Genomic DNA, 19,990 nt, shown 5'->3' with positions numbered 1-19,990 from the left:
CTGCGGCGGCTGCGCTGGCCCGGCACCTCGCGGCGCGGCCCGTCGGCGCCGCCCTCCCGCGCCCCCCGGCGCCCGGAACCCTCACGGGACGAGCCGGTCCGGGTACTGCTGCGGCGGCCCGTGCCCTCGGCCGTGGCCGTACGCGAAGGGCTGCTCGACTCCCCAGCGGAGTGATCCAGTCGCAGTTCGTAATTGCCGGTGTTCGGGTTGAGTACCCACTGGTCGGCGGGGTCGATATCGTCCGCCCGTCCACGACTGTGCGCGTCCACGGTTGCCTGCGTCCTCCGTCGGTGCCACGCGAGGCGCCCTCCCCCGGCAAGGCGCTCGTTCCTTCGCTCCAGCAGTGCACGACCTGACGGCCGGAAGCACCGGATCGCGTCACACTATCCGGCCGATTCCGCGTCGAGCGACGTGCGTGACACATTCCACGCCCCTTACAACCGGGCATACTTCCCATTACGCGTCGATTGTGTTCGCTGTCTTGGCAATTGCTTTACTGCTTGCACAGGTCGTCCGCCGCACTCGAACCCGAATAGGTGGGTGTGGGCGTCGGACTTTCGGTGCCGGCGTCGTCCGGCTTTCCGTCCCGCTCCCTTTCCTGGTCCTGCTGCGCTTCCTCCAGTTCGTCGGCCGGGACCACGGCGACGGGCCGGTCCTCGCGGAGTTGCTTGAACAGCTCGCCCGCGTCCGGTTCGACGAGTTCGTCCCGGTTGATGTTGTTGCGGTACGGCTGCCGGGGCACGGTCAGGAACTGCACCTGCTCGGTCGGTACGTTGCGCATCCCGCGCACCAGGTCGTACAGGTCGCGCAGCGAGTCCAGCCCCGGGTCCGTGGTCAGCGACTTGGTCGCCGCGTCCAGCACCGGGTAGAGCCGGGTCGGGTTGAGCAGAACGCCGTTGCTCTGCATCTTGTTGACCAGGGCGCCCAGGAACTGCTGCTGGCGCTCCATCCGTTCGGTGTCGCTGCCGTTGCCGAGGGTCTTGCGCGCCCGTACGTAGCCGAGCGCCTCCTCGCCGTTCAGCGTCTGCCGGCCGGCCGGCAGCTCCAGGTGCGCGTCCTTGTCGTCGATCGGCTCCTTGAGACAGATCTCGACCCCGTCCACGGCGTCGACCATGTCCTTGAAGCCGTTGAAGTCGACCACCATGTGGTGATCGATGCGGATGCCGGTCATCTTCTCCACGGTGCGGATCGTGCAGGCGGTGCCGCCGAGTTCGAACGCCGAGTTGAACTGCGCGAACTGCTCCCGCGTCTCCTTGTCGTCGGCGGTGCGGCAGCTGGGGATCTCCACCATCAGGTCACGGGGGAGGGATACGGCCGTCGCGCTCTTCCGGTCCGCCGCGAGGTGCAGCAGGATCGTGGTGTCGGAGCGCTGGCTGCCGCCGTCGTCCCGGCCGTACTTACGGTTGTCACCGGCCCGGCTGTCGGACCCGATGAGCAGGATGTTCTGGGCGTCCATGACGACCGGTGTCGGCCGTTCCTTCTCGTACGCCTTGAGCTCGGCGGCGGCGCTCGTGTCGGTGGTGATGTTCCCGTCGAGCTTCTTGTAGAGCCACCAGCCGGCTCCTGCGGCGACCAGTACGAGGAACGCGGCGGCGAGCGCGGTCCAGCGCAGCCAGTGGCTCTTGCGCGCGGCGACGATGCCGGCCTTGGGCTGATCGGCCCAGGTCTGATCGCCGTCACTGTCGCCGCTGCCGCTGCCGCTGTCGTCGCCGCTGCCGCTGCCGCTGTCACTGTCGTCGCCGCTGCCGCTGCCGCTGTCACTGTCGTCGCCGTTTTCGCTCTTCGCGGAGCTTTCGGCTTGCTGGGCATGTTCGGGTTTCCCGGCCTGCTCGGCATTCCCGTCCTGCTCGGCCTTCTCAGGCTTCACAGGCTCCTTGGGCTCCTCGGGCTTCTCCGGCTCCTCGGCCTGTTCGGGCTTCTCCGGATCGGAGGCCGCCGAGGCCTCGGGCGCCTCGTCCGCAGGGGCCTGGCCCTCAGGTGCTTCGTTCTCGGCGGCTCCGGTCCCGGGGGTGGGGCCCTCGGGACCGGACTGTTCCTGCGACCTGCCCTGCGGCTTGTCCCCGGCCGGGTGGTCCGGGTCGGACGGCGGGCCAGCACTGTCGGTCACGTCTGCGTCCATCCTTCACGTTCGGCGGCGCGAGGAGCCGCCGGTCGCAGGAGTAGACGGCTGAAACTCGCGCTTGGTTGTGCACGTCCAGGAGAGTGGTCTGTACCGCCCGATCATCTACCCGCTCCGCTGCTGAGTACCGAGGACTCGGCCCGCTGTGGGCCGGACGAGTGGACCTCAGGGCGCTTGTCATACCGCGGTGTTGGTGACCCGCTCGCTCTCGGTCCGCTTGGCCAGGCCGTCCGCGTCGAGCTGTCCGAGATGGCGGCACAGCACCACGGACCCGCCGGCCGCCAGGGGCGCGAAGAGCCCGGCGCTCAGCCCGTCCCAGGTGTCGTACGTACGCCCGGTGAGCAGCCGGGATCCCGGTACGAGCCCGAGGGCGTCGGCGTCCTCGCGGGCCTTGGCGACGAGCTGCGCGCCCGTCAGCTCCACCCCGCCGACGGCCAGCGCGGGAGCGTCGGCGTCCACCGGGGCGAAGGGCGCGAAGCGGTCGCCCTGGCTCGGCACCTCCACCGCGTAGTCCGAGAACCCCTCCGGAGCCTGCGGGAACCGGCCACCCAGCGGACGCAGGGCGAGGGCGACCCGCTCACCCCGGCAGGCCCGCGCCCGCTCCAGGGTGTCCGGGCCGGTCACGACGAGATCGGCGGCGGCCGGGTCGCCCTGGACGTCGGCGACGACCCCGACGGAGGAGCAGGCCAGCAGCCAGACCGCGGACTGCCAGTGCGCGGGGAGCAGCAGGGCGAGCCGGTCGCCGGGCTCCGCGGCGAGGTCGCCCTGGAGCAGGTTGGCGGTCTTGGCCACCCAATTGGCGAAGGTGGCCACCGACAGTTCGACGCGTTCTCCGGTGGCGTCGTCGTAGAAGGTGACCAGGGGGCGGGCCGGGTCCGCGGCAAGGGCGGATCGCAGCAGGTCGGCAGGGGTGCGGTCGCTGGAGTTCATCCGCGCAAGCGTACGCGGGGGCGCTGTGCGGGGCGGGCTGAACGGGTGTCACGTCCACCGGTTCGGCAGACGGCCCGGCAGACGGTGCGTCAAGGCGAGGCCGATGCCCGGGTAGCCGGAGTCATGACTGTATGACCACGATCGTGCGTATGCGTGCACTATTGGTCACCTCAGTCGGCGTCACCTGCGCGGCGGCCCTCACTCTGCCGCTCGCCGCCCCCGCCCTGTCCGCCCCGGCCCCGCTCTCCGCCTCGGCCCGGCCCCCTTCCCTGTCCCCTGAATCACCGGGCTCCGGCCCGCCGTCGTCGGCACGGGCCGAGACGGCCTCCTCGCGAGCGGCCGAGCTCGCCGGTTCGACGCAGTCCCTGCCCCTGGAGCCCCTCGCCGCCCCGTCCGACCGGGTCGCGGGCGCGGCGGCCGGCCAGGGCCTGGCCCAGCGCGACGCCCGACCGTTCTCCCTGGTGGGCGTGGTCTGGGACGACGCCGAGGCCGAACTGCACGGCACGGTCCAGGTCCGCACCCGGGCGACCGGCGGCGAGAGCTGGTCGGGCTGGCAGGACGTCGAGACCCACAACGCCGAACACGCCGCCGACCTCGGCAGCGCCGAGCGGGCCTCCGGCGCCGTGCGCGGGGCGACCGCCCCGCTCTGGGTCGGCGACTCGGACGGCGTGGAGGTACGCGTACGTCCGGAGGCGGCCGATCCGCAGCACCGGGCCGCCGCCGCAGCGCTCCCCGAAGGTCTGCGCCTCGAACTCGTCGACCCCGGCGCGGACCCCGAGCCGGACCCCGCCGACGCCGAGGCCGCGGCCACCGACGCCGTTCCCGCGGGCCGCGCCGCCCCCGTAGGCCGGTCCGCCACCCCGGCGACGTTCGCCGTCAACCCGGCCCCGCCCACGACGACGGTCGTGCCGGAGGTGCTCACCGCCGAGGCCGAGGCGGCCTCGGCCGTCAACGCGGAGCTGGCACCGCTCGGCGCGTCCGTCATCCCCGCGCTGACCAAGGCGGAGACGGAGGAGGCGGCGAACGTCGCCGCCGGGGCGAAGCCGTACATCGGACCCCGCCCGAAGATCGTCACCCGTAAGGGCTGGGGCGCGGACGAGAAGCTCCGCGAGCGCCAGTTCGCGTACACCAAGACCGTCAAGGCGGCCTTCGTGCACCACAGCGCGACCGGGAACAACTACACCTGCAAGCAGGCGCCCTCGGTGCTCCGCTCCATCTACCGCTACCACGTCAAGAGCAGCGGCTGGCGGGACTTCGGCTACAACTTCGCCGTCGACAAGTGCGGAAACATCTACGAGGGCCGGGCCGGCGGTGTCACCAAGGCCGTCCTCGGAGCGCACACCCTGGGCTTCAACACCAACACCATGGGCATCGCGGTCCTCGGCTCCTACTCCTCCACCAACCCGCCCGCCGCCGCGGTGACCGCCGTCTCCAAGCTCACCGCCTGGAAGCTCGGCCTGTTCGGCGCCAACCCCAAGGGCAAGGTCACTCTCACCTCAGGCGGGAGCAACAAGTACAAGGCGGGCGTGAAGGTCAAGATGAACGTCATCTCGGGTCATCGGGACGGCTTCGCAACCGAATGTCCCGGAGCGCGTCTTTACAAGAAGCTCGGCACGGCCCGGACCAGCTCCGCCAAACTGCAGGGCCGCTGACCGGGGCATATCCGACCGGTCTGCTTAGACTGGCCAGCCACATCCAGGCCAGGCCCCAGCAGGAAAGCAGAGACGGTGCTGTGACAGAGGCAAAAGAAGCGATCCTCCTGGTCGGTGGCAAAGGCACCCGGCTGCGCCCGCTCACGGTGAACACCCCCAAGCCGATGGTCCCGGCGGCGGGGGTGCCGTTCCTCACCCACCAGCTGGCGCGGGCCAGGGCGGCCGGGGTGGAGCACATCGTGCTCGCCACGTCCTACCTGGCGGAGGTCTTCGAGCCGTACTTCGGCGACGGTTCCTCGCTCGGCCTGCACATCGAGTACGTCACCGAGCAGGAACCGCTCGGCACCGGCGGAGCCATCCGCAACGTCGCGCCGAAGCTGACCTCGGGGCCGGACGAACCGGTCCTGATCTTCAACGGCGACATCCTGACCGGGCTCGACATCCGGGCCCTGGTCACCTCGCACACCGACTCCGGGGCGGACGTCTCGCTCCACCTGACCCGGGTCGAGGACCCGCGCGCCTTCGGCCTCGTGCCGACCGACGCGACGGGCCGGGTCACGGCGTTCCTGGAGAAGCCGCAGACGCCGGAGGAGATCGTCACCGACCAGATCAACGCCGGGGCGTACATCTTCCGCCGCTCGGTCATCGACACGATCCCCGAGGGCCGCCCGGTCTCGGTGGAACGCGAGACCTTCCCCGGCCTCCTCGCCTCCGGTGCCCATCTCCAGGGCATGGTCGACTCCACGTACTGGCTGGACCTCGGCACCCCGGGGGCCTTCGTCCGCGGCTCCGCCGACCTCGTCCTCGGCCGCGCCCCGTCCCCGGCGGTCCCGGGCCGGTGCGGCGACCGCCTGGTCCTGCCGACGGCTTCCGTGGCCCCGGACGCCAAGCTCACCGGCGGTACGGTGGTCGGCGCCGACGCGGTGATCGGCGCGGGCGCGAGAATAGAGGGCTCGACGATCCTGGCAGGCGCGATCGTCGAGCCGAGCGCGGTCATCACGGACTCCCTGGTCGGGGCGGGCGCGAGGGTCGGCAGCCGTACCGTCCTGGCGGGCGCGGTGATCGGCGACGGGGCGCAGGTGGGCGCGGACAACGAACTGCGCGACGGGGTCAGGATCTGGTGCGACGCGATCCTGCCGGACGCCTCGGTCCGCTTCTCCTCGGACCAGTAGGACCGCACCCGTACCCTCAAGAGACCACACAAAGAGCACCGAGAGCACGAGAGCACCGAGGCCCCGTGGCAGGACGATTCGCCCCCCGTACCGCGCGAGCGGCGCTGCCGCACCAGGCCGCCGCTCCGCTCGGCAAGGCGGCTCCGCTCTCCTCGTCCGACGGACCGCCGCTGACCAGGGAGTGGACCCCGCCCGGCCCGCTGGACCTGCGCCTGGTCCTCGGCCCACTGCGCCGAGGCCCGGCCGACCCCACGTTCCGGATGACCGCGGACGGCACGTTCTGGCGGGCCACCCGCACGCCCGAGGGCCCCGGCACGCTACGGATCGCCGCACGAGGCGACCGGGTCACGGCGGCCGCCTGGGGCCCCGGAGCGGACTGGCTGCTGGCCGGGCTGCCCGCACTCCTGGGCGCGGAGGACGACCCGGACGCGTTCGTCCCGCGTCACCGCCTGCTGGCCCTGACCCGGCACCGCCGCCCGGGCCTGCGCCTGCTGCGTACGGGCCTGGTCATGGAGTCGCTGATCCCGTCGATCCTGGAGCAGAAGGTCACCACGGACGAGGCGTACCGAGCATGGCGCCACCTGGTCCGCCGCTTCGGCACCCCGGCCCCGGGCCCCACGGCGGACCTGGGCCTGCACGTCATGCCGGACCCGCGCGGCTGGGCGATGATCCCGTCCTGGGAATGGCACAGGGCGAACGTCGACGCCAAGCGCTCGTCGACGATCCTGCGAGCGGTACGGGTGGCCCGCCGGCTGGAGGAGGCGGCGACGATGAACCTCCCCGAGGCACTGGCCCGCCTGCAACTGATCCCCGGCATCGGCCCCTGGACCTCGACCGAGACCCTCCAACGCTCGAACGGCGCGGCGGACGCGGTCACGGTCGGCGACCTGCACCTCCCGGGCATCGTGGGCCACGCACTGGCGGACAACCGCGCCGCGGACGACGAGGAGATGCTGACCCTGCTGACCCCGTACGAGGGCCAGCGCCACCGAGCGACCCGCCTGATCCTGCTCTCGGGCCACACCCCGCCCCGCAGAGCCCCGAGGATGACCCCGGGCAACATCGTGAACCTGTAGCCCGACGCCTTCAGCTCTTCCGGCACACCTCAGCCATCTTTCAGCCCCTCCGGCGCTTGAGGAGCGGGGTACGGGGCAGAGCCCCGAACTTCAGCCCGTCCGGCGCTTGAGGACAAGAGCGGCGCCCGGGACAGCGCCCCGAATCCAGCCCGTCCGGCGCTTGAGGACAACCGGGGCCCGGGGCAGCGCCCCGGTTTCGGGAAGGGGCGGGTAGGGGAAAGGCCCCGCGCAGCGGCCCCCACCGCCCCGCCCCACCTCACCGCACGGTGAGAAACGCCTCCACATCCCGACGCCCCCGCTCCCGAGCCACCCCCACCGCATGCCCCACAGCCACCGCCCCCAACGGATCCCACGAGGAAGGCAGCGCCAGCACCTCCCGCACCACCGGCCGGCAGAACATCGTCGAGGACACCCAGGCCGACCCCAGCCGCTCACCGGCCAACGCCACCAGGAAGTTCTGCACGCCCGCCCCGGCCGCGACCACGAACATCTCGCGCTCCGCCGTGTCGCGGCGCTCGTCCCCGTACGTATGGGAGCCGTCCATCACCAGGCACGGCACCACCAGATACGGCGCGTTGCGCAGCACATCGCCGCGCCGTACCCGCTTGGCGATCGACTCCTCGCTCCGGCCGTCCCGCCGCAGGTCCTCGACCCAGGCGTCCCGCATCGCATCGAGCAGCCGCGTCCGCGACTCGGGAGACTCCAGCAGCACGAACCGCCACGGCGTCGTGTGGTGAGGCGCGGGAGCGGTGACGGCAGCGGCGACGGCCCGCCGCACGGCCCCCGGATCCACCGGCTCATCGCTGAACTCGCGCACCGTACGCCGCAGCGTCACCGCCTCACGGACCGCCTCGGACGTCCCGAGCCGGAACATGTCATCGGCCGCACTCCGTACGAGCGCACGCGCGCCCGGGCTGTCCGCGTCGGCGGAGGAGACCACGTGCGACAGCCCCCGCACCACGGCCACCGGCAGCCCCTCCGCCTTGCCCTTGACCAGATCCCCGGCCGCGGCCAGCTCGTCCGCCGTGGCCACGACCGTGGCGCTGAGCGGATTGCCGTGCGCGTCCGTCCCGCCGCGCAGATCGTCCAGCACCCGCACCCCGGCCGCCCCGATCGCGACATCGGTCAGCCCGTTGCGCCAGGGCCGCCCGAAGGTGTCCGTGACGACGACGCCGACATCGACGCCGAGGGCGTCCCGCAGCCCGTCCCGGACGGCCCGCGCGGAGGCGTCGGGGTCCTCGGGCAGCAGCAGCACGGTCCCGGCCGGTGTGTTCGAGGCGTCTACCCCGGCGGCGGCCATGACCAGGCCCTGCCGGTTCTCCACGATCCGCAGCGGCCCGCGCCGGGCCACCACCCGCACGGTCTCCGCGTCGATCGCCGCCTCCCGGTCGGCGGCCTCGACGATCCGGCCCTCCGCCTTGGAGACGATCTTCGAGGTGACCAGCAGAACGTCCCCGTCGACCAGCCCCGGCGAGGTCGCGGCGATCAGCTTGGCGAGATCGTCACCGGCCCGCACCTCGGGAATCCCGCCCAGCGCCCACACCCGAAAGGAAGGCGCACGGGAAGACCCGCTCACATCGCCATCGCCGTGCGAGGAACCGCTTACATCGCCATCACCATGGGAGGAACCACTCACGCCCTGACCTCCTCGGCCAGATCCAGCGCCTGCCGGGCCATCTCGGCGGTCGTGTCCACGTCCGTCATCATCAGCGGCACCGCCCGGCAGCGGATCCCCGCCGCCTCGACGTCACCGACCGCACCCGCGTCCACCGTGTCCACCAGCCACCCGTCCAGCAGCCCCGACCCGTAGTGCTGGGCCACGGCGGCGGCCGTCGACTCGACGCCCACCGCCGCGAGCACCTTGTCCGCCATCCCGCGCACGGGCGCGTCCCCGACGATGGGGGAGAGGCCGACCACCGGCACCCCGGCCTCGGCGATGGCCTCGCGGATCCCGGGCACGGCGAGGATCGTGCCGATGGAGACCACCGGGTTCGACGGCGGGAAGACGATGACGTCGGCGGAACCGATGGCCTCCAGCACCCCCGGAGCCGGCTTGGCCTGCTCCGCCCCGACCGGCACGATCGCCTGCGCCTCGACGGAGGCGCGCAGCTTCACCCAGTACTCCTGGAAGTGGATCGCCTTGCTCTCGCCGTCCATCTCGACGGCGACATGCGTCTCGACCCGGTCGTCGGACATGGGGAGCAGCCGCACACCGGGCTGCCAGCGGGCGCAGAGCGCCTCGGTGACCGCGCTCAGCGGATAGCCGGCGCCCAGCATCTGCGTACGGACGATATGGGTCGCGAAGTCACGGTCGCCGAGCCCGAACCACCCGGGCCCCACGCCGTACGCCGCGAGCTCCTCCTTGACCTGGAAGGTCTCGTCGGTACGCCCCCAGCCCTGCTCCTCGTTGATGCCACCGCCGAGGGTGTACATCACGGTGTCGAGGTCGGGACAGACCTTCAGCCCGAACAGATGGATGTCATCACCCGTGTTGCCGATCACCGTGATGTCCGCGTCGGGCGCGGCCTGCTTGAGGCCGCGCAGAAAGCGGGCACCGCCGATACCACCGGCCAGAACAACAATGCGCATGCACAGCAGTTTGTCAGGCGGGTACGACGTCCACGGCCGTCGGGGCGCTTTGCGTGGCGTGCATCGGCATCTCGGTCAGTCCCGGGTAGTAGACGTGCAGACTGACGGCCGGTTCGAGCGAGTCGTTGACCACTTCGTGGACGTACCCCGGGGCGAAGGCACGCTGTGCGCCCGCGCCGAGGGACCGCGTCCCGCTCTCCGTGTGCTCGGTCAACTCGCCTTCCAGGACCGTCAGTACGCCGGCGGAGAGGCCGTGGTCGTGTCGTCCGCTGCCCTGCCCGGGCACCCAGCTGAGCAGCCACACCTCGTAGCCGGGGCCCTGGTGCAGGCGGTGGTACCAGCGGGAGGCGGAGTCGTACTGGACGATTCCGGCCCACTGCGCGCGGTCGGTCGCGATGGAGCGCGCGAGGCCGACGAATTCGGAGACGGTGGAGGGGTGCTCGCGGGCGGGCTGCAGGAGGTGCTGGACCTCAAGGATGTCGCCGGCGATCTGAAGGTCGCTGTCGCTGTTCATGGCTGCGGTGGTTCCTCGGCATGGGGGGTGCACGTGCGGGGAGTCGCGGTGAGCGTCGGCAGCCCGGAAGGAGCTGCGGGAAGTGCGGGACTGCGGCAATGCAGGGGAGGAGCGAAACAAGCGAAGGAAGAAGCACGCTCGACCGGAGAGGCTGGATCAGAGCTGGAGCGCTACGGCATCAACAGCTGTGACAGCTGGAACAGCAACAGCGGGCCTGGACAGCGCTACGGAACCCACGGACGTGGGTGACGTGCATGGCTGCGGTCGCTGGCATGAAGTCAAGGAGACCGGCTCGGCCGTCCGCTGTCAACCCAATGCCCGATATGGGGGCAATGTTTCACTCCTTCCGGTCGCCGGATTCGGAGAAAGGTTTATGCAGCCGTGAGCAGGGACATGTGGCGCATCATCCGCGCCCTCAAACGCGGCTGACGCTCCGTGACCTGACTGTGATCTTGATCGCTTCGGTGATCGAATCGCAACACAAGGGCGTCTCCACTCGTCTCTCTCATGGGAGGGCGTGGGGTTGTGGAGCCTGTGGCATATGTCAGGTTTTTGCTGATTTGAACACTTTCCGCATACGCTTGGTTCCGCAGAGTGAATCCCTGGGCCAATAGCAGATCCTCGCTTGACTGGCCTGGAGCTACACACTTGTAATTTCACTCGTGTCGTTCAGCCGCAAACGGCTGCATCACGGGACGCAAGAGACAGACGAGGGGCGCACATGACCGAGCTGTTCCAGCAACTGCTGGTCGAGGACGCGGACGAGGAACTCGGCTGGCAGGAGCGCGCACTGTGCGCCCAGACCGATCCCGAGTCCTTCTTTCCCGAAAAGGGCGGATCCACCCGCGAGGCCAAGAAGGTCTGCCTCGCCTGCGAGGTGCGCTCGGAATGCCTTGAGTACGCCCTCTCCAACGACGAACGCTTCGGCATCTGGGGCGGGCTCTCCGAGCGGGAGCGGCGACGCCTCAAGAAGGCCGCCATCTGACGTACGCACCACCACCGGACGCGCAGGCCGAAGGCCGTCGGCCACCGGATCCCGGCCCCCGGACCCCGATCGCAGGGCGCATCCCGAACCCTCCCCGAACCTCCCCGACCAGGCCCGGCCGCAGTCCGGACCGTCACGGGCCGCTCCACCCCCGAACCGCGGAGCGCCCGCAGGCCCACGGACCTTCCACCCCCACCCCCACCCCCACCCCCACCCCCACTCCCGCCTCCGCGCTTCCGTCCGGAGCCGCCCCTCGCACGGGCCCGCTTCCCCCACCCCCGGCTTCCCGCCACCCCACAGCCTTCGAGTACCTCGGGGCATCCGGGACACCCAACACCCGAGCACCCGAACATCCCCCCGACGGCCCGTCCGCCGACCCCTTCCTCAGGGCCCGGCCGACGGGCCGTCGGCAGGTCCGCCCCCGGTCGCTCCCAGGTCGCTTCACCCGCTCGGACCTCCGCCACCTGTCCGTACCGTTAGTGTGGGGCCCCGTCCGAGACGCGCCAACGCCCCGCCGGGGCGCGCGTGTACACCGATGCAGCCCCCGGGGATACGCCCCCGGACCCGGCCGGAGGGCCCGTACCTCGATGTCCGTGCACAGCCACTCGGCGGCGCCGAACGCGGCCGCCGCCGCCCCAGAGTTCCCCCGGCACGTCGTCACCGCCGTGCTCGTCTCCCACGACGGCGCCCGCTGGCTGCCCGACGTGCTGGCCGGGCTGCTCGGGCAGGAACGCCCCGTACAGAACGTCGTCGCCGCCGACACCGGCAGCGCCGACGACTCGGCCCGGCTGGTCACCGAGGCGCTCGGCGACGAACGCGTCCTGCACCTCGCACGCCGTACGAGCTTCGGCACGGCCGTCGACGAGGCGGCCCGCACGGCCGGGATCCTGACCCCGGACGACCTGCCCTACCTCAAGCGCCCCAGCGGCTGGGACCCGGAGACCCGCACCTGGGTCGACGAGAACTACGACCTCCCCGAGCTGCCGCACGGCGAACCCGTCCAGTGGCTCTGGCTGCTGCACGACGACTGCGCACCCGAGCCGGACGCGCTCGCCGAGATGCTGCGCGTCGTCGACACCGACCGGCACGCCACGATCGTCGGACCCAAGCTGCGCGGCTGGTACGACCGCAAGCAGCTCCTGGAAGTCGGCGTCTCCATCGCCAACAGCGGCCGCCGCTGGACGGGCCTGGACCGCCGCGAGCAGGACCAGGGCCAGCACGACCAGGTCCGTACCGTCCTGTCCGTCTCCTCCGCGGGCATGCTCATCCGCCGCGACGTCTACGAGGAGCTCGGCGGCTTCGACCGCAGGCTCCCGCTGATGCGCGACGACGTCGACCTGTGCTGGCGCGCCCACCTCGCCGGACACCGGGTCCTCGTCGCCCCGGACGCCGTCCTGCGGCACGCCGAGGCCTCCGCCCGCGAACGCCGCCCCATCGACTGCGCAGGCCGCTCGGTCGCCAGCCCGCACCGCGTCGACAAGGCGGGCGCGGTCTACACGATGCTCGTCAACGCCCGCGGCAAGGCCCTGCCCTGGGTCCTGCTCCGGCTCGTCGTCGGCACCCTGCTCCGTACCCTCGCCTACCTCGTCGGCAAGGTGCCGGGCCAGGCGCTCGACGAGGTCACCGGCCTGCTGGGCACCCTGCTGCGCCCCGGCCGCATCCTCGCCGCCCGCCGCAACCGCGGAAAGGGCGTCGTCGACGCCGCCGAGCTGCGCGCCCTATTCCCGCCGCCCGGCGCGACCGTCCGGGCCACCGTCGACCAGGTCGCGGGCAACTTCGGCGGCCGTACGGACGCCGACGCGGGCGGTTCGCGGCACGGGGCCGTCGAATCCGGGCCGGGCGGCGACGACGCCGACTTCCTCGAAGTCGACCAGTTCGCCCGCCTCAAGCGCATCGGCCGCAAACCGGGCCCCGTCCTCTTCGCGCTGCTCCTCGTCGTCTCCCTCGTCGCCTGCCGCAACCTGCTCAGCGGCGGCGCACTGGCGGGCGGCGCGCTGCTGCCCGCCCCCGCCGAGGCCGGCGCGCTCTGGGACCGGTACGCGGACGCCTGGCACACCGTCGGCACCGGCGGCACCCAGACCGCCCCGCCCTACCTCGGTCTGCTCGCCGCCCTGTCGGCCCTCTTCCTCGGCTCGACCGGCCTCGCCGTCAGCGTGCTGCTGGTCTGCTCGATCCCGCTGGCCGGGCTCACCGCCTACTTCGCCTCCCGCCCGCTGCTCCCCTCCCGGCTGCTGCGGGCCTGGGCGAGCGTCGCGTACGCCTTCCTGCCCGCCGCGACCGGCGCCCTGGCCACCGGCCGCCTCGGCACCGCCGTCCTCCTCGTCCTGCTTCCGCTGATCGCCCGCGCGGGCGTCGCCGCCCACGGGCTGCGCGCGGACAGCGCGGCGGGCGAGCGCGGCAGCTGGCGCGCCACCTGGGCGTACACGCTGCTGCTGACCGTCACCATGGCGTTCACCCCGATCGTCTGGCCGCTCGCCGTGGTCCTCGGCCTCGGCGTGCTCGTGCTGCGACGCGGCGACATCACGGCGTACGGGCTCCGCTTCGTCGCCGCCGTCGGCACCCCGGTGCTGGTCCTCGCCCCCTGGTCGCTGAGCCTCCTGACGAACCCGTCCGCGCTCCTGACCGAAGCGGGCCTGGACATCGGTACGGGAGAGGCCTCGGGTCTCGACCTGCTCGGCATCAGCCCCGGCGGCCCCGGTGCGGCGGGCGGCATCCTGCTCCTCGGCATCGTGCTGGCCGCGCTCGCCGCCCTGCTGCGCGAGGAGCGGCAGTTCGCCGTCCGCACCGCCTGGGCGGTCGCGCTCGTCGGCTTCCTCTTCGCCGCCGTCGCCAACGGATCCACCTGGGCCGGACCCGCCACCCTCGTCTACGGCACCGCCCTGATCGCCGCCGCCCTGGTGGGCGCTGACGGCGCCCGCATCCGGGTCGCCGAGCAGAGCTTCGGCTGGCGCCAGCCCGTCGCCGCCCTGATCGCGCTGGCCGCCGGGCTGGCCCCGGTCCTGGCCGCGGCCGGCTGGATGATCGGCGGCGCGGACGGCCCGCTGGAACGACGCGACCCCGTCCAGGTGCCCGCCTTCGTGGCGGAGGAGAGCACCACCCGCGACCAGCCCCGCACCCTCGTCCTCGGCGGCACCTCGCCCGACTCCGTGGCGTACAGCCTGGTCCGCGGCTCGGGCGCGCGCCTCGGCGACGGCGAGCTCACCGAGGCGGTCGGCGACAACAGCCACCTCGACAAGGTCGTCGCCAACCTCGTCGCCGGCTCCGGCGCCGACCAGGGCGGCCAGCTCAGCGGCTTCGCGATCCGTTACGTCCTCGTCCGGGACGGAGCGCCGCGCGAGATGAGCCGGGTCCTCGACTCGACGCCCGGCCTCAGCCGCCTCAGCCAGCTCGACGGCAGCGCCTTGTGGCGGGTGGACCGCCAGGTCGCCCGCGTCATGATCACCCCGGCGTCCGGCGAGGGCGAGCACCTTCCGGTCGGCTCGGCCGCCGTCGAGGCCCACTCCGAGATCCCGGCCGGTGAGGCGGGCCGCGTCCTGCGGATCGCGGACGCCGCCGACCCGGGCTGGACGGCCACGCTGGACGGCAAGCCGCTGCCGCACAAGACCGTCGACGGCTGGGCCCAGGGCTTCGAACTGCCCGCGAACGGCGGCCGCCTGGACCTCACCCACGACGCCCCGATCACCCACACCGCGTGGATCTGGGCGCAGGCCGCGCTCCTCGTGGTCCTGGTGGTCATGGCCCTGCCGGGCCGCCGCCGGGAGATCGACGACGACCTGCCCGAGGAGGCGCTCGCCGTCGCCGCCGAGCCGGTCGACGGCGAGGGCCGCCGCGCCCGCAGGCTGCGCGCCGCGGCCCAGGCCGAGGCGGCGGCCGCCGCCGAGGAAGCCGGTAACGCCGCGAACGCCGGGAGTACCGGGAACGCCGCGAACGCCGGAGACGCAGACCTGCCCGACGCGGGGGAGTACATCCCCGCGCAGCAGTCCGCCGACCCGTACGCCGAGAACGCCCCGGCGCACGACCCGCAGGAGGCCACCGGCGGCTACGCGGCGGTCCCGCAGCAGCAGTACGACGAGTACGCGCAGTGGGACGGGCGGCAGCAGCCGGGCGCCGACTACTACGCGGCGTACCAGCCGGACCCGTACGCCCAACAGCAACAGCAACAGCAACAGCAACAGCAACAGCAACAGCAGCAGCCGGAGCATCAGCAGAACACCGGCTACCAGGGCTACGGCGACCAGAGCGGCGGCTACGCCGTCCAGGACCCCTACACGCAGCAGTACAGCGAGCAGGGCACGTACGACAGCCAGGGCACGTACGACGGCCAAGGCGCGTACGGCGACCCTGGCGCGTACGACGAGTACGGCCAGTACACCGGCGGGCAGTACCAGCAGCCTCAGCAGCCCCAGTACGCCGACCCCGCCCAGCACCCCACCGAGAACGGCGAACACACCGACCCTCCGGCCCCGGGTCAGGCCCCGTGGCAGACCGGTAACGCATCGCGAGGCGAGTCCGAGTGAAGTCCACCCACCTGTCCCTGATCGCGGGCGCCGCCGTCCTGGCCGCCATCACCGGATTCGCCACGGTCACCGCGCCCGGCGCCCCGACGGACACCGGGGCGAAGTCCGCCACGCTGCTGCCGGTCGAACGCTCCAGCCTGGTCTGCCCGGCGCCCAGCAACTCCGAACTGGCGGAGACGCAGTACACCGCCTTCACCCCGGCGGGCGAGGGCGGCGAAGCCAAGGGCGCCGCCGAGCTGAAGCCGGCGCTGCCGGTCGTGGACGACGAGGACGAGACCGACCCGAAGAAGGTCAAGAAGGCCGAGGAAGCCGCGAAGAAGGCGAAGGAGAAGGCCGACAAGCCGGTCCTCGCCGTGAAGGAGCCCGGAAAGCCGGTCGTCGCCGAGGCGAACGGCTCCGCAGCCCCGGCCCTCGTCGGCACGGCCACCGGCCGGCTGGCCCCCGGCTGGGCCGCCCAGCAGACCACCGAGGTCACCGCGGGCGGCGCCCGGGGGCTCCTCGGGGTCACCTGCACCGCCCCTGACACGGACTTCTGGTTCCCGGGCGCGAGCACCGCCAAGTCCCGCCAGGACTACATCCACCTCACCAACCCCGACGACACCGGCGCCGTGGCCGACATCGAGCTGTACGGCCCCAAGGGCGCGCTCAAGTCCGACGTCGGGGACGGCATCACCGTGCCGGCCCGCTCCAGCGTCGCCGTCCTGCTGTCCACCCTCACCCCCGAGGCCGTCGACCAGCTGACCGCCCACGTCACCACCCGATCGGGGCGGATCGGAGCGGTCGTCATGAGCGCCGAGGACGGCGCGGGCAGCGACTGGATCACCGCGTCCGAGGACCCCTCCGGCACGCTCGTGCTGCCCGGCATCCCGGCCGACGCCACCTCCGTACAGCTGGTGGCGTTCGCGCCCGGCGAGGACGATGCGGACGTGAAGGTCCAGCTCATGGGGAAGAACGCGACGTTCTCCCCGGCCGGCAACGCCACCCTGCACATCAAGTCCTCGATGACGGCGACCGTCGACCTCAAGGACGTCACCCGGGGGGAACCGGGCTCCCTGCGCCTGAGCCCGGTGCAGAAGGACCGGGCGACGCCGATCGCAGCTGCGCTGCGCGTGGTCCGCGGCAAGGGCGACCAGCAGGAGGTCGCCTACATCCCGGCCACCGGACCGGTCGGCGCCCGGGCGAGCGTCCCGGACAACCGGGCCAAGGACTCCACGCTGTCCCTGACCGCGCCGGGCGCCACGGCCAAGGTGAAGGTCACCGCGTCGGCGGGCAGCGGAGGCGGTGAACCGTCCGTGGAGACGTACACGGTCAAGGCCGGCACGACCCTCGCCGTCACCCCGACGGCGCCGGAGGGCCTCAAGGGCGCCTACGCGCTGACCGTCGAGACGACCTCGGGCGGCCCGGTCCACGCGTCGCGCACCCTGGCGCGCACCGAGGGTGGCGTCCGGATGTTCACCGTGCAGACGCTCCCCGACGACGGCGGCACGGTCAAGGTCCCGTCGGCCCGCCAGGACCTCTCGGTCCTGGACGACTGAGGCCCGGTCCCGCTGTCGGCCCCCCGGAGGGAGGGCCAGTGTCGGTCCGCCCGGGGAGGAAGAACCAGTGTCGGCCCCCGGGAGGGCTAGTCCTGCCCGTACCGGGGGTCGACCGACTCGGGGGCCAGCCCCAGCAGCTCGGCGACCTGCTCGACGACGACCTCGTGCACGAGCAGGGCGCGCTCGTCGCGGCTCTTCGTACGGATCTCGACGGGCCGCCGGTAGACGACGATCTGGGCGGGCCGCCCCTTGCCCGCGGCCACCGCGCTGCCGAGCGGAACGACCTCCTCCGGGGTGCCGGGCACATCGAGGACGACGAAGTCGACCTCGGCCAGCTGAGGCCAGCGCCGCTCCAGCCGCTCCACCGAGTCCTGGACCAGATCACGGAAGGTCTCGCCCCGGCTGGCCGACAGCGGCACCTGAGGTGGCGCGACCGGCCCACGCATACCGCGGCCATGACGGTCACGGCGCCGGGGCCGCGGCTCGAACGGGTGGGGAGGTACGGAGCTGTCCATCACCGACGCAGCGTAACGCTCCGGAGACCGTGACGATCAGGTGAACGACGCGGCCGACCGGGGGTGACCGCATCCCTGCCCCGGGGGTGGAGGCGGAGGAGTCGGCCCCGCTTCCGGATGTCCACAGTTGAACATTTCGGCCAAGGTTGAGCCCTTTTCAGGCCCCTCATCCGATCGCCGGCCCCGCGCCCACGGCCGCGATCCGCCCCGCCCGCGACCGGCACGACCACCGTGCGATCACTGGGCCCCGGCCCCGGCGCAGGTCAGGGTAGCCGCCGGAAGCGCCGCTGTGCCGCAGGTCACAGGGCGACACGGTGGGGTGACCCGAGGGGGAGTCGTCGCAGCCCGCTCAAGAGTGCGGTACCGTCCAACATCGTGAGCCCTGTACGTCGCTGTTCGCGCACCGCGTGCGGCCGCCCTGCCGTCGCGACACTGACGTACGTCTATGCCGATTCGACTGCGGTCCTCGGCCCGCTCGCCACCTACGCCGAGCCCCACTGTTACGACCTCTGCGCCGAACACAGTGAGCGGCTTACCGCGCCACGGGGCTGGGAAGTGGTGCGGCTCTCCGACGGCTCCGCACCGGCGCACCCCAGCGGCGACGACCTCGAAGCACTGGCCAACGCGGTTCGCGAGGCCGCCCGCCCGCAGGACCGCGGCCCGGGCGGCGGAGGCCGGGGCCCGCGCGCCGCGGACCCGGTGGAAGTGGCCCGCCGGGGCCACCTGAGGGTGCTGCGCTCCCCGGACTCCTGAGGCCGTCTCTTGGGGCACCGCCCGGCCGGGTAGTTTGGGCGGTCCGCAAAGACCCCAGGAGGACCGGCCGTGGTTGCTGATCTGTCGCAGCTCGTGAAGGCGTACGACGTGCGCGGAGTGGTGCCCGACCAGTGGGACGAGTCGCTGGCCGAACTCTTCGGAGCCGCGTTCGTCCAGGTCACGGCCGCCGACGCGATCGTGGTCGGCCACGACATGCGCCCCACCTCACCGGGTCTGTCCGCCGCCTTCGCGCGCGGCGCGGCGGCCCGTGGCGCGGACGTCACCCTCATCGGCCTCTGCTCGACTGACCAGCTGTACTACGCGTCGGGGGCGCTGGACCTCCCCGGCGCGATGTTCACGGCCTCGCACAACCCGGCGCGGTACAACGGCATCAAGATGTGCCGGGCGGGCGCGGCCCCGGTCGGCCAGGACACCGGCCTGGCGGAGATCCGCACGCTCGTCGAGCAGTGGTCGGAAGGCGCCCCGAGGCCGGCCGCCGCCACGACCCCCGGCACGATCACGGAACGCGACACCCTCAGCGACTACGCGTCCCACCTCCGCGGCCTGGTCGACCTGACCGCGATCCGCCCCCTGAAGGTCGTGGTCGACGCGGGCAACGGCATGGGAGGCCACACGGTCCCCACGGTCTTCGAGGGCCTCCCGTTGGACCTGGTCCCGATGTACTTCGACCTGGACGGCACCTTCCCCAACCACGAGGCCAACCCCCTCGACCCCGAGAACATCGTCGACCTCCAGGCCCGCGTGCTCGCCGAGGGCGCCGACCTGGGCCTCGCCTTCGACGGCGACGCGGACCGCTGCTTCGTGGTCGACGAACGGGGTGCGGGCGTCTCGCCGTCCGCGATCACGGCCCTGGTGGCCGCCCGCGAACTGGCCCGCAACGGCGGCGAGGGCATCGTCATCCACAACCTGATCACCTCCTGGTCCGTCCCCGAGGTGGTCCGCGAGAACGGCGGCACCCCGGTCCGCACCCGGGTCGGCCACTCCTTCATCAAGACGGAGATGGCGCGGCACGGAGCGATCTTCGGCGGCGAGCACTCGGCGCACTACTACTTCCGCGACTTCTGGAACGCCGATACGGGCATGCTCGCCGCCCTCCACGTACTCGCCGCACTCGGCGGCCAGCAGAAGCCGCTCTCGGAGCTGGTGGCGGAGTACGACCGGTACAGCGGCTCCGGCGAGATCAACTCCACCGTCGCCGACCAGACAGCCAGCCTGACCAAGGTCAGGACGGTCTACGGCACCCGCGACGACATCACCTTCGACGACCTGGACGGCCTCACGGTCACGGCCGCCGACTGGTGGTTCAACCTCCGCGCCTCGAACACGGAGCCTCTGCTGCGCCTGAACGTCGAGGCGAGGGACGAGAAGACGATGACGGCGGTACGAGACGAGGTCCTGACCTTGATCCGCACCCCCTGAACGACCACCAGATCAGCCCCTCGGGGGTCGCCTTCCAACCCGTCCAGGGTTTACTTTCCAGCTCCTCCGGCGTTGGCCTTCCAGCCCCTCCGGCGTCTACCTTCCAGTGCCTCCGGGGCCGCACGTCCAGCCCCTCCGGAGTTCCCTTTCCAGCCCCTCCGGCGTTTGAGGAGCGGGGTCCGGGGCGGAGCCC

14 protein-coding genes and 1 pseudogene are annotated in these 19,990 nt (G+C 72.4%); 8 read left to right on the top strand and 7 right to left on the bottom strand.

Annotation, left to right across the window (positions count from 1 at the left end):
- The 3 genes and pseudogenes from G3I54_RS38820 to G3I54_RS01635 form a co-directional block, all read right to left on the bottom strand.
- A pseudogene (locus tag G3I54_RS38820) lies at nt 1–269 on the bottom strand (LytR family transcriptional regulator); the annotation flags it as partial.
- Between the two features lie 224 nt (nt 270–493).
- Nucleotides 494–2,119 carry an LCP family protein gene (locus G3I54_RS01640; RefSeq protein WP_164610315.1) on the bottom strand — a complete coding sequence of 542 codons (1,626 nt, stop codon included), beginning with the start codon at nt 2,117–2,119 and terminating at the stop codon, nt 494–496.
- A gap of 177 nt (nt 2,120–2,296) precedes the next feature.
- Nucleotides 2,297–3,049, bottom strand: coding sequence for a TIGR03089 family protein (locus tag G3I54_RS01635; protein WP_164610313.1), 753 nt, complete (start codon nt 3,047–3,049; stop codon nt 2,297–2,299).
- A 149-nt stretch (nt 3,050–3,198) separates the two neighbouring features.
- Here G3I54_RS01635 and G3I54_RS01630 point away from each other — a divergent pair, with 149 nt between their 5' ends.
- The 3 genes from G3I54_RS01630 (at nt 3,199) to G3I54_RS01620 (ending at nt 6,949) form a co-directional block, all read left to right on the top strand.
- Entirely contained in the window at nt 3,199–4,701 is a 1,503-nt protein-coding gene (locus G3I54_RS01630; protein ID WP_164610312.1) for a peptidoglycan recognition protein, read from the top strand.
- An 80-nt stretch (nt 4,702–4,781) separates the two neighbouring features.
- Nucleotides 4,782–5,873 (top strand): NDP-sugar synthase, encoded by a 1,092-nt coding sequence (locus G3I54_RS01625; RefSeq protein ID WP_164610310.1) that lies wholly within the window; start codon nt 4,782–4,784, stop codon nt 5,871–5,873.
- A gap of 65 nt (nt 5,874–5,938) precedes the next feature.
- Nucleotides 5,939–6,949, top strand: a complete 1,011-nt coding sequence (locus G3I54_RS01620; protein ID WP_164610308.1) for a DNA-3-methyladenine glycosylase 2 family protein — start codon at nt 5,939–5,941, stop codon at nt 6,947–6,949.
- 256 nt (nt 6,950–7,205) lie between these two features.
- On the opposite strand, the gene G3I54_RS01615 is transcribed toward G3I54_RS01620, so the two are convergent.
- The 3 genes from G3I54_RS01615 to G3I54_RS01605 are packed head-to-tail and all read right to left on the bottom strand — an operon-like array spanning nt 7,206 to nt 10,052.
- Entirely contained in the window at nt 7,206–8,525 is a 1,320-nt protein-coding gene (locus G3I54_RS01615) for a coenzyme F420-0:L-glutamate ligase (protein WP_343240245.1), read from the bottom strand.
- Nucleotides 8,526–8,581: 56 nt separating this feature from the next.
- Nucleotides 8,582–9,538: a 2-phospho-L-lactate transferase gene (gene cofD, locus G3I54_RS01610; protein WP_164610306.1), complete on the bottom strand. Its 957-nt coding sequence runs from the start codon at nt 9,536–9,538 to the stop codon at nt 8,582–8,584.
- Nucleotides 9,539–9,551: 13 nt separating this feature from the next.
- Nucleotides 9,552–10,052, bottom strand: coding sequence for a cysteine dioxygenase family protein (locus G3I54_RS01605; RefSeq protein WP_164610303.1), 501 nt, complete (start codon nt 10,050–10,052; stop codon nt 9,552–9,554).
- 721 nt (nt 10,053–10,773) lie between these two features.
- Here G3I54_RS01605 and G3I54_RS01600 point away from each other — a divergent pair.
- From G3I54_RS01600 to G3I54_RS01590, 3 genes are all read left to right on the top strand, one after another.
- On the top strand, nt 10,774–11,037 hold the full coding sequence (locus G3I54_RS01600; RefSeq protein WP_003968728.1) for a WhiB family transcriptional regulator: 264 nt from the start codon (nt 10,774–10,776) through the stop codon (nt 11,035–11,037).
- 587 nt (nt 11,038–11,624) lie between these two features.
- Nucleotides 11,625–15,554, top strand: coding sequence for a glycosyltransferase (locus G3I54_RS01595; RefSeq protein WP_164610301.1), 3,930 nt, complete (start codon nt 11,625–11,627; stop codon nt 15,552–15,554).
- Complete coding sequence (locus tag G3I54_RS01590; protein ID WP_164610298.1) at nt 15,551–17,089, top strand: DUF5719 family protein; 1,539 nt, start codon at nt 15,551–15,553, stop codon at nt 17,087–17,089. Before G3I54_RS01595 ends, G3I54_RS01590 begins: the two co-directional genes overlap by 4 nt.
- An 86-nt stretch (nt 17,090–17,175) precedes the next feature.
- Here the strand turns inward: G3I54_RS01590 and G3I54_RS01585 are convergent, their stop codons facing one another.
- Nucleotides 17,176–17,604: a metallopeptidase family protein gene (locus tag G3I54_RS01585; protein ID WP_164610297.1), complete on the bottom strand. Its 429-nt coding sequence runs from the start codon at nt 17,602–17,604 to the stop codon at nt 17,176–17,178.
- A 375-nt stretch (nt 17,605–17,979) separates the two neighbouring features.
- Here G3I54_RS01585 and G3I54_RS01580 point away from each other — a divergent pair, with 375 nt between their 5' ends.
- A complete protein-coding gene (locus tag G3I54_RS01580; protein ID WP_030086004.1) occupies nt 17,980–18,357 on the top strand; it encodes a DUF3499 domain-containing protein in 378 nt (125 codons plus the stop codon).
- A 69-nt stretch (nt 18,358–18,426) separates the two neighbouring features.
- A complete protein-coding gene (locus G3I54_RS01575; protein ID WP_164610295.1) occupies nt 18,427–19,797 on the top strand; it encodes a phosphomannomutase/phosphoglucomutase in 1,371 nt (456 codons plus the stop codon).
- The last annotated feature ends 193 nt before the right edge of the window (nt 19,798–19,990 follow it).

Source organism: Streptomyces sp. SID14515 (assembly GCF_010548505.1).
Classification (GTDB): domain Bacteria; phylum Actinomycetota; class Actinomycetes; order Streptomycetales; family Streptomycetaceae; genus Streptomyces; species Streptomyces caviscabies.
Note: the sequence above shows the minus strand (reverse complement) of the source record. Positions and strands in the feature narration are given on the sequence as shown.

Excerpts from the sequence above, each read along its gene's own strand:
- G3I54_RS01640 (WP_164610315.1), bottom strand. The coding sequence starts at position 2,119 with ATGGACGCAGACGTGACCGACAGTGCTGGCCCGCCGTCCGACCCGGAC.
- G3I54_RS01585 (WP_164610297.1), bottom strand. The coding sequence starts at position 17,604 with ATGGACAGCTCCGTACCTCCCCACCCGTTCGAGCCGCGGCCCCGGCGC.
- G3I54_RS01600 (WP_003968728.1), top strand. The coding sequence starts at position 10,774 with ATGACCGAGCTGTTCCAGCAACTGCTGGTCGAGGACGCGGACGAGGAA.
- G3I54_RS01635 (WP_164610313.1), bottom strand. The coding sequence starts at position 3,049 with ATGAACTCCAGCGACCGCACCCCTGCCGACCTGCTGCGATCCGCCCTT.
- G3I54_RS01595 (WP_164610301.1), top strand. The coding sequence starts at position 11,625 with ATGTCCGTGCACAGCCACTCGGCGGCGCCGAACGCGGCCGCCGCCGCC.
- G3I54_RS01630 (WP_164610312.1), top strand. The coding sequence starts at position 3,199 with ATGCGTGCACTATTGGTCACCTCAGTCGGCGTCACCTGCGCGGCGGCC.
- cofD (WP_164610306.1), bottom strand. The coding sequence starts at position 9,538 with ATGCGCATTGTTGTTCTGGCCGGTGGTATCGGCGGTGCCCGCTTTCTG.
- G3I54_RS01605 (WP_164610303.1), bottom strand. The coding sequence starts at position 10,052 with ATGAACAGCGACAGCGACCTTCAGATCGCCGGCGACATCCTTGAGGTC.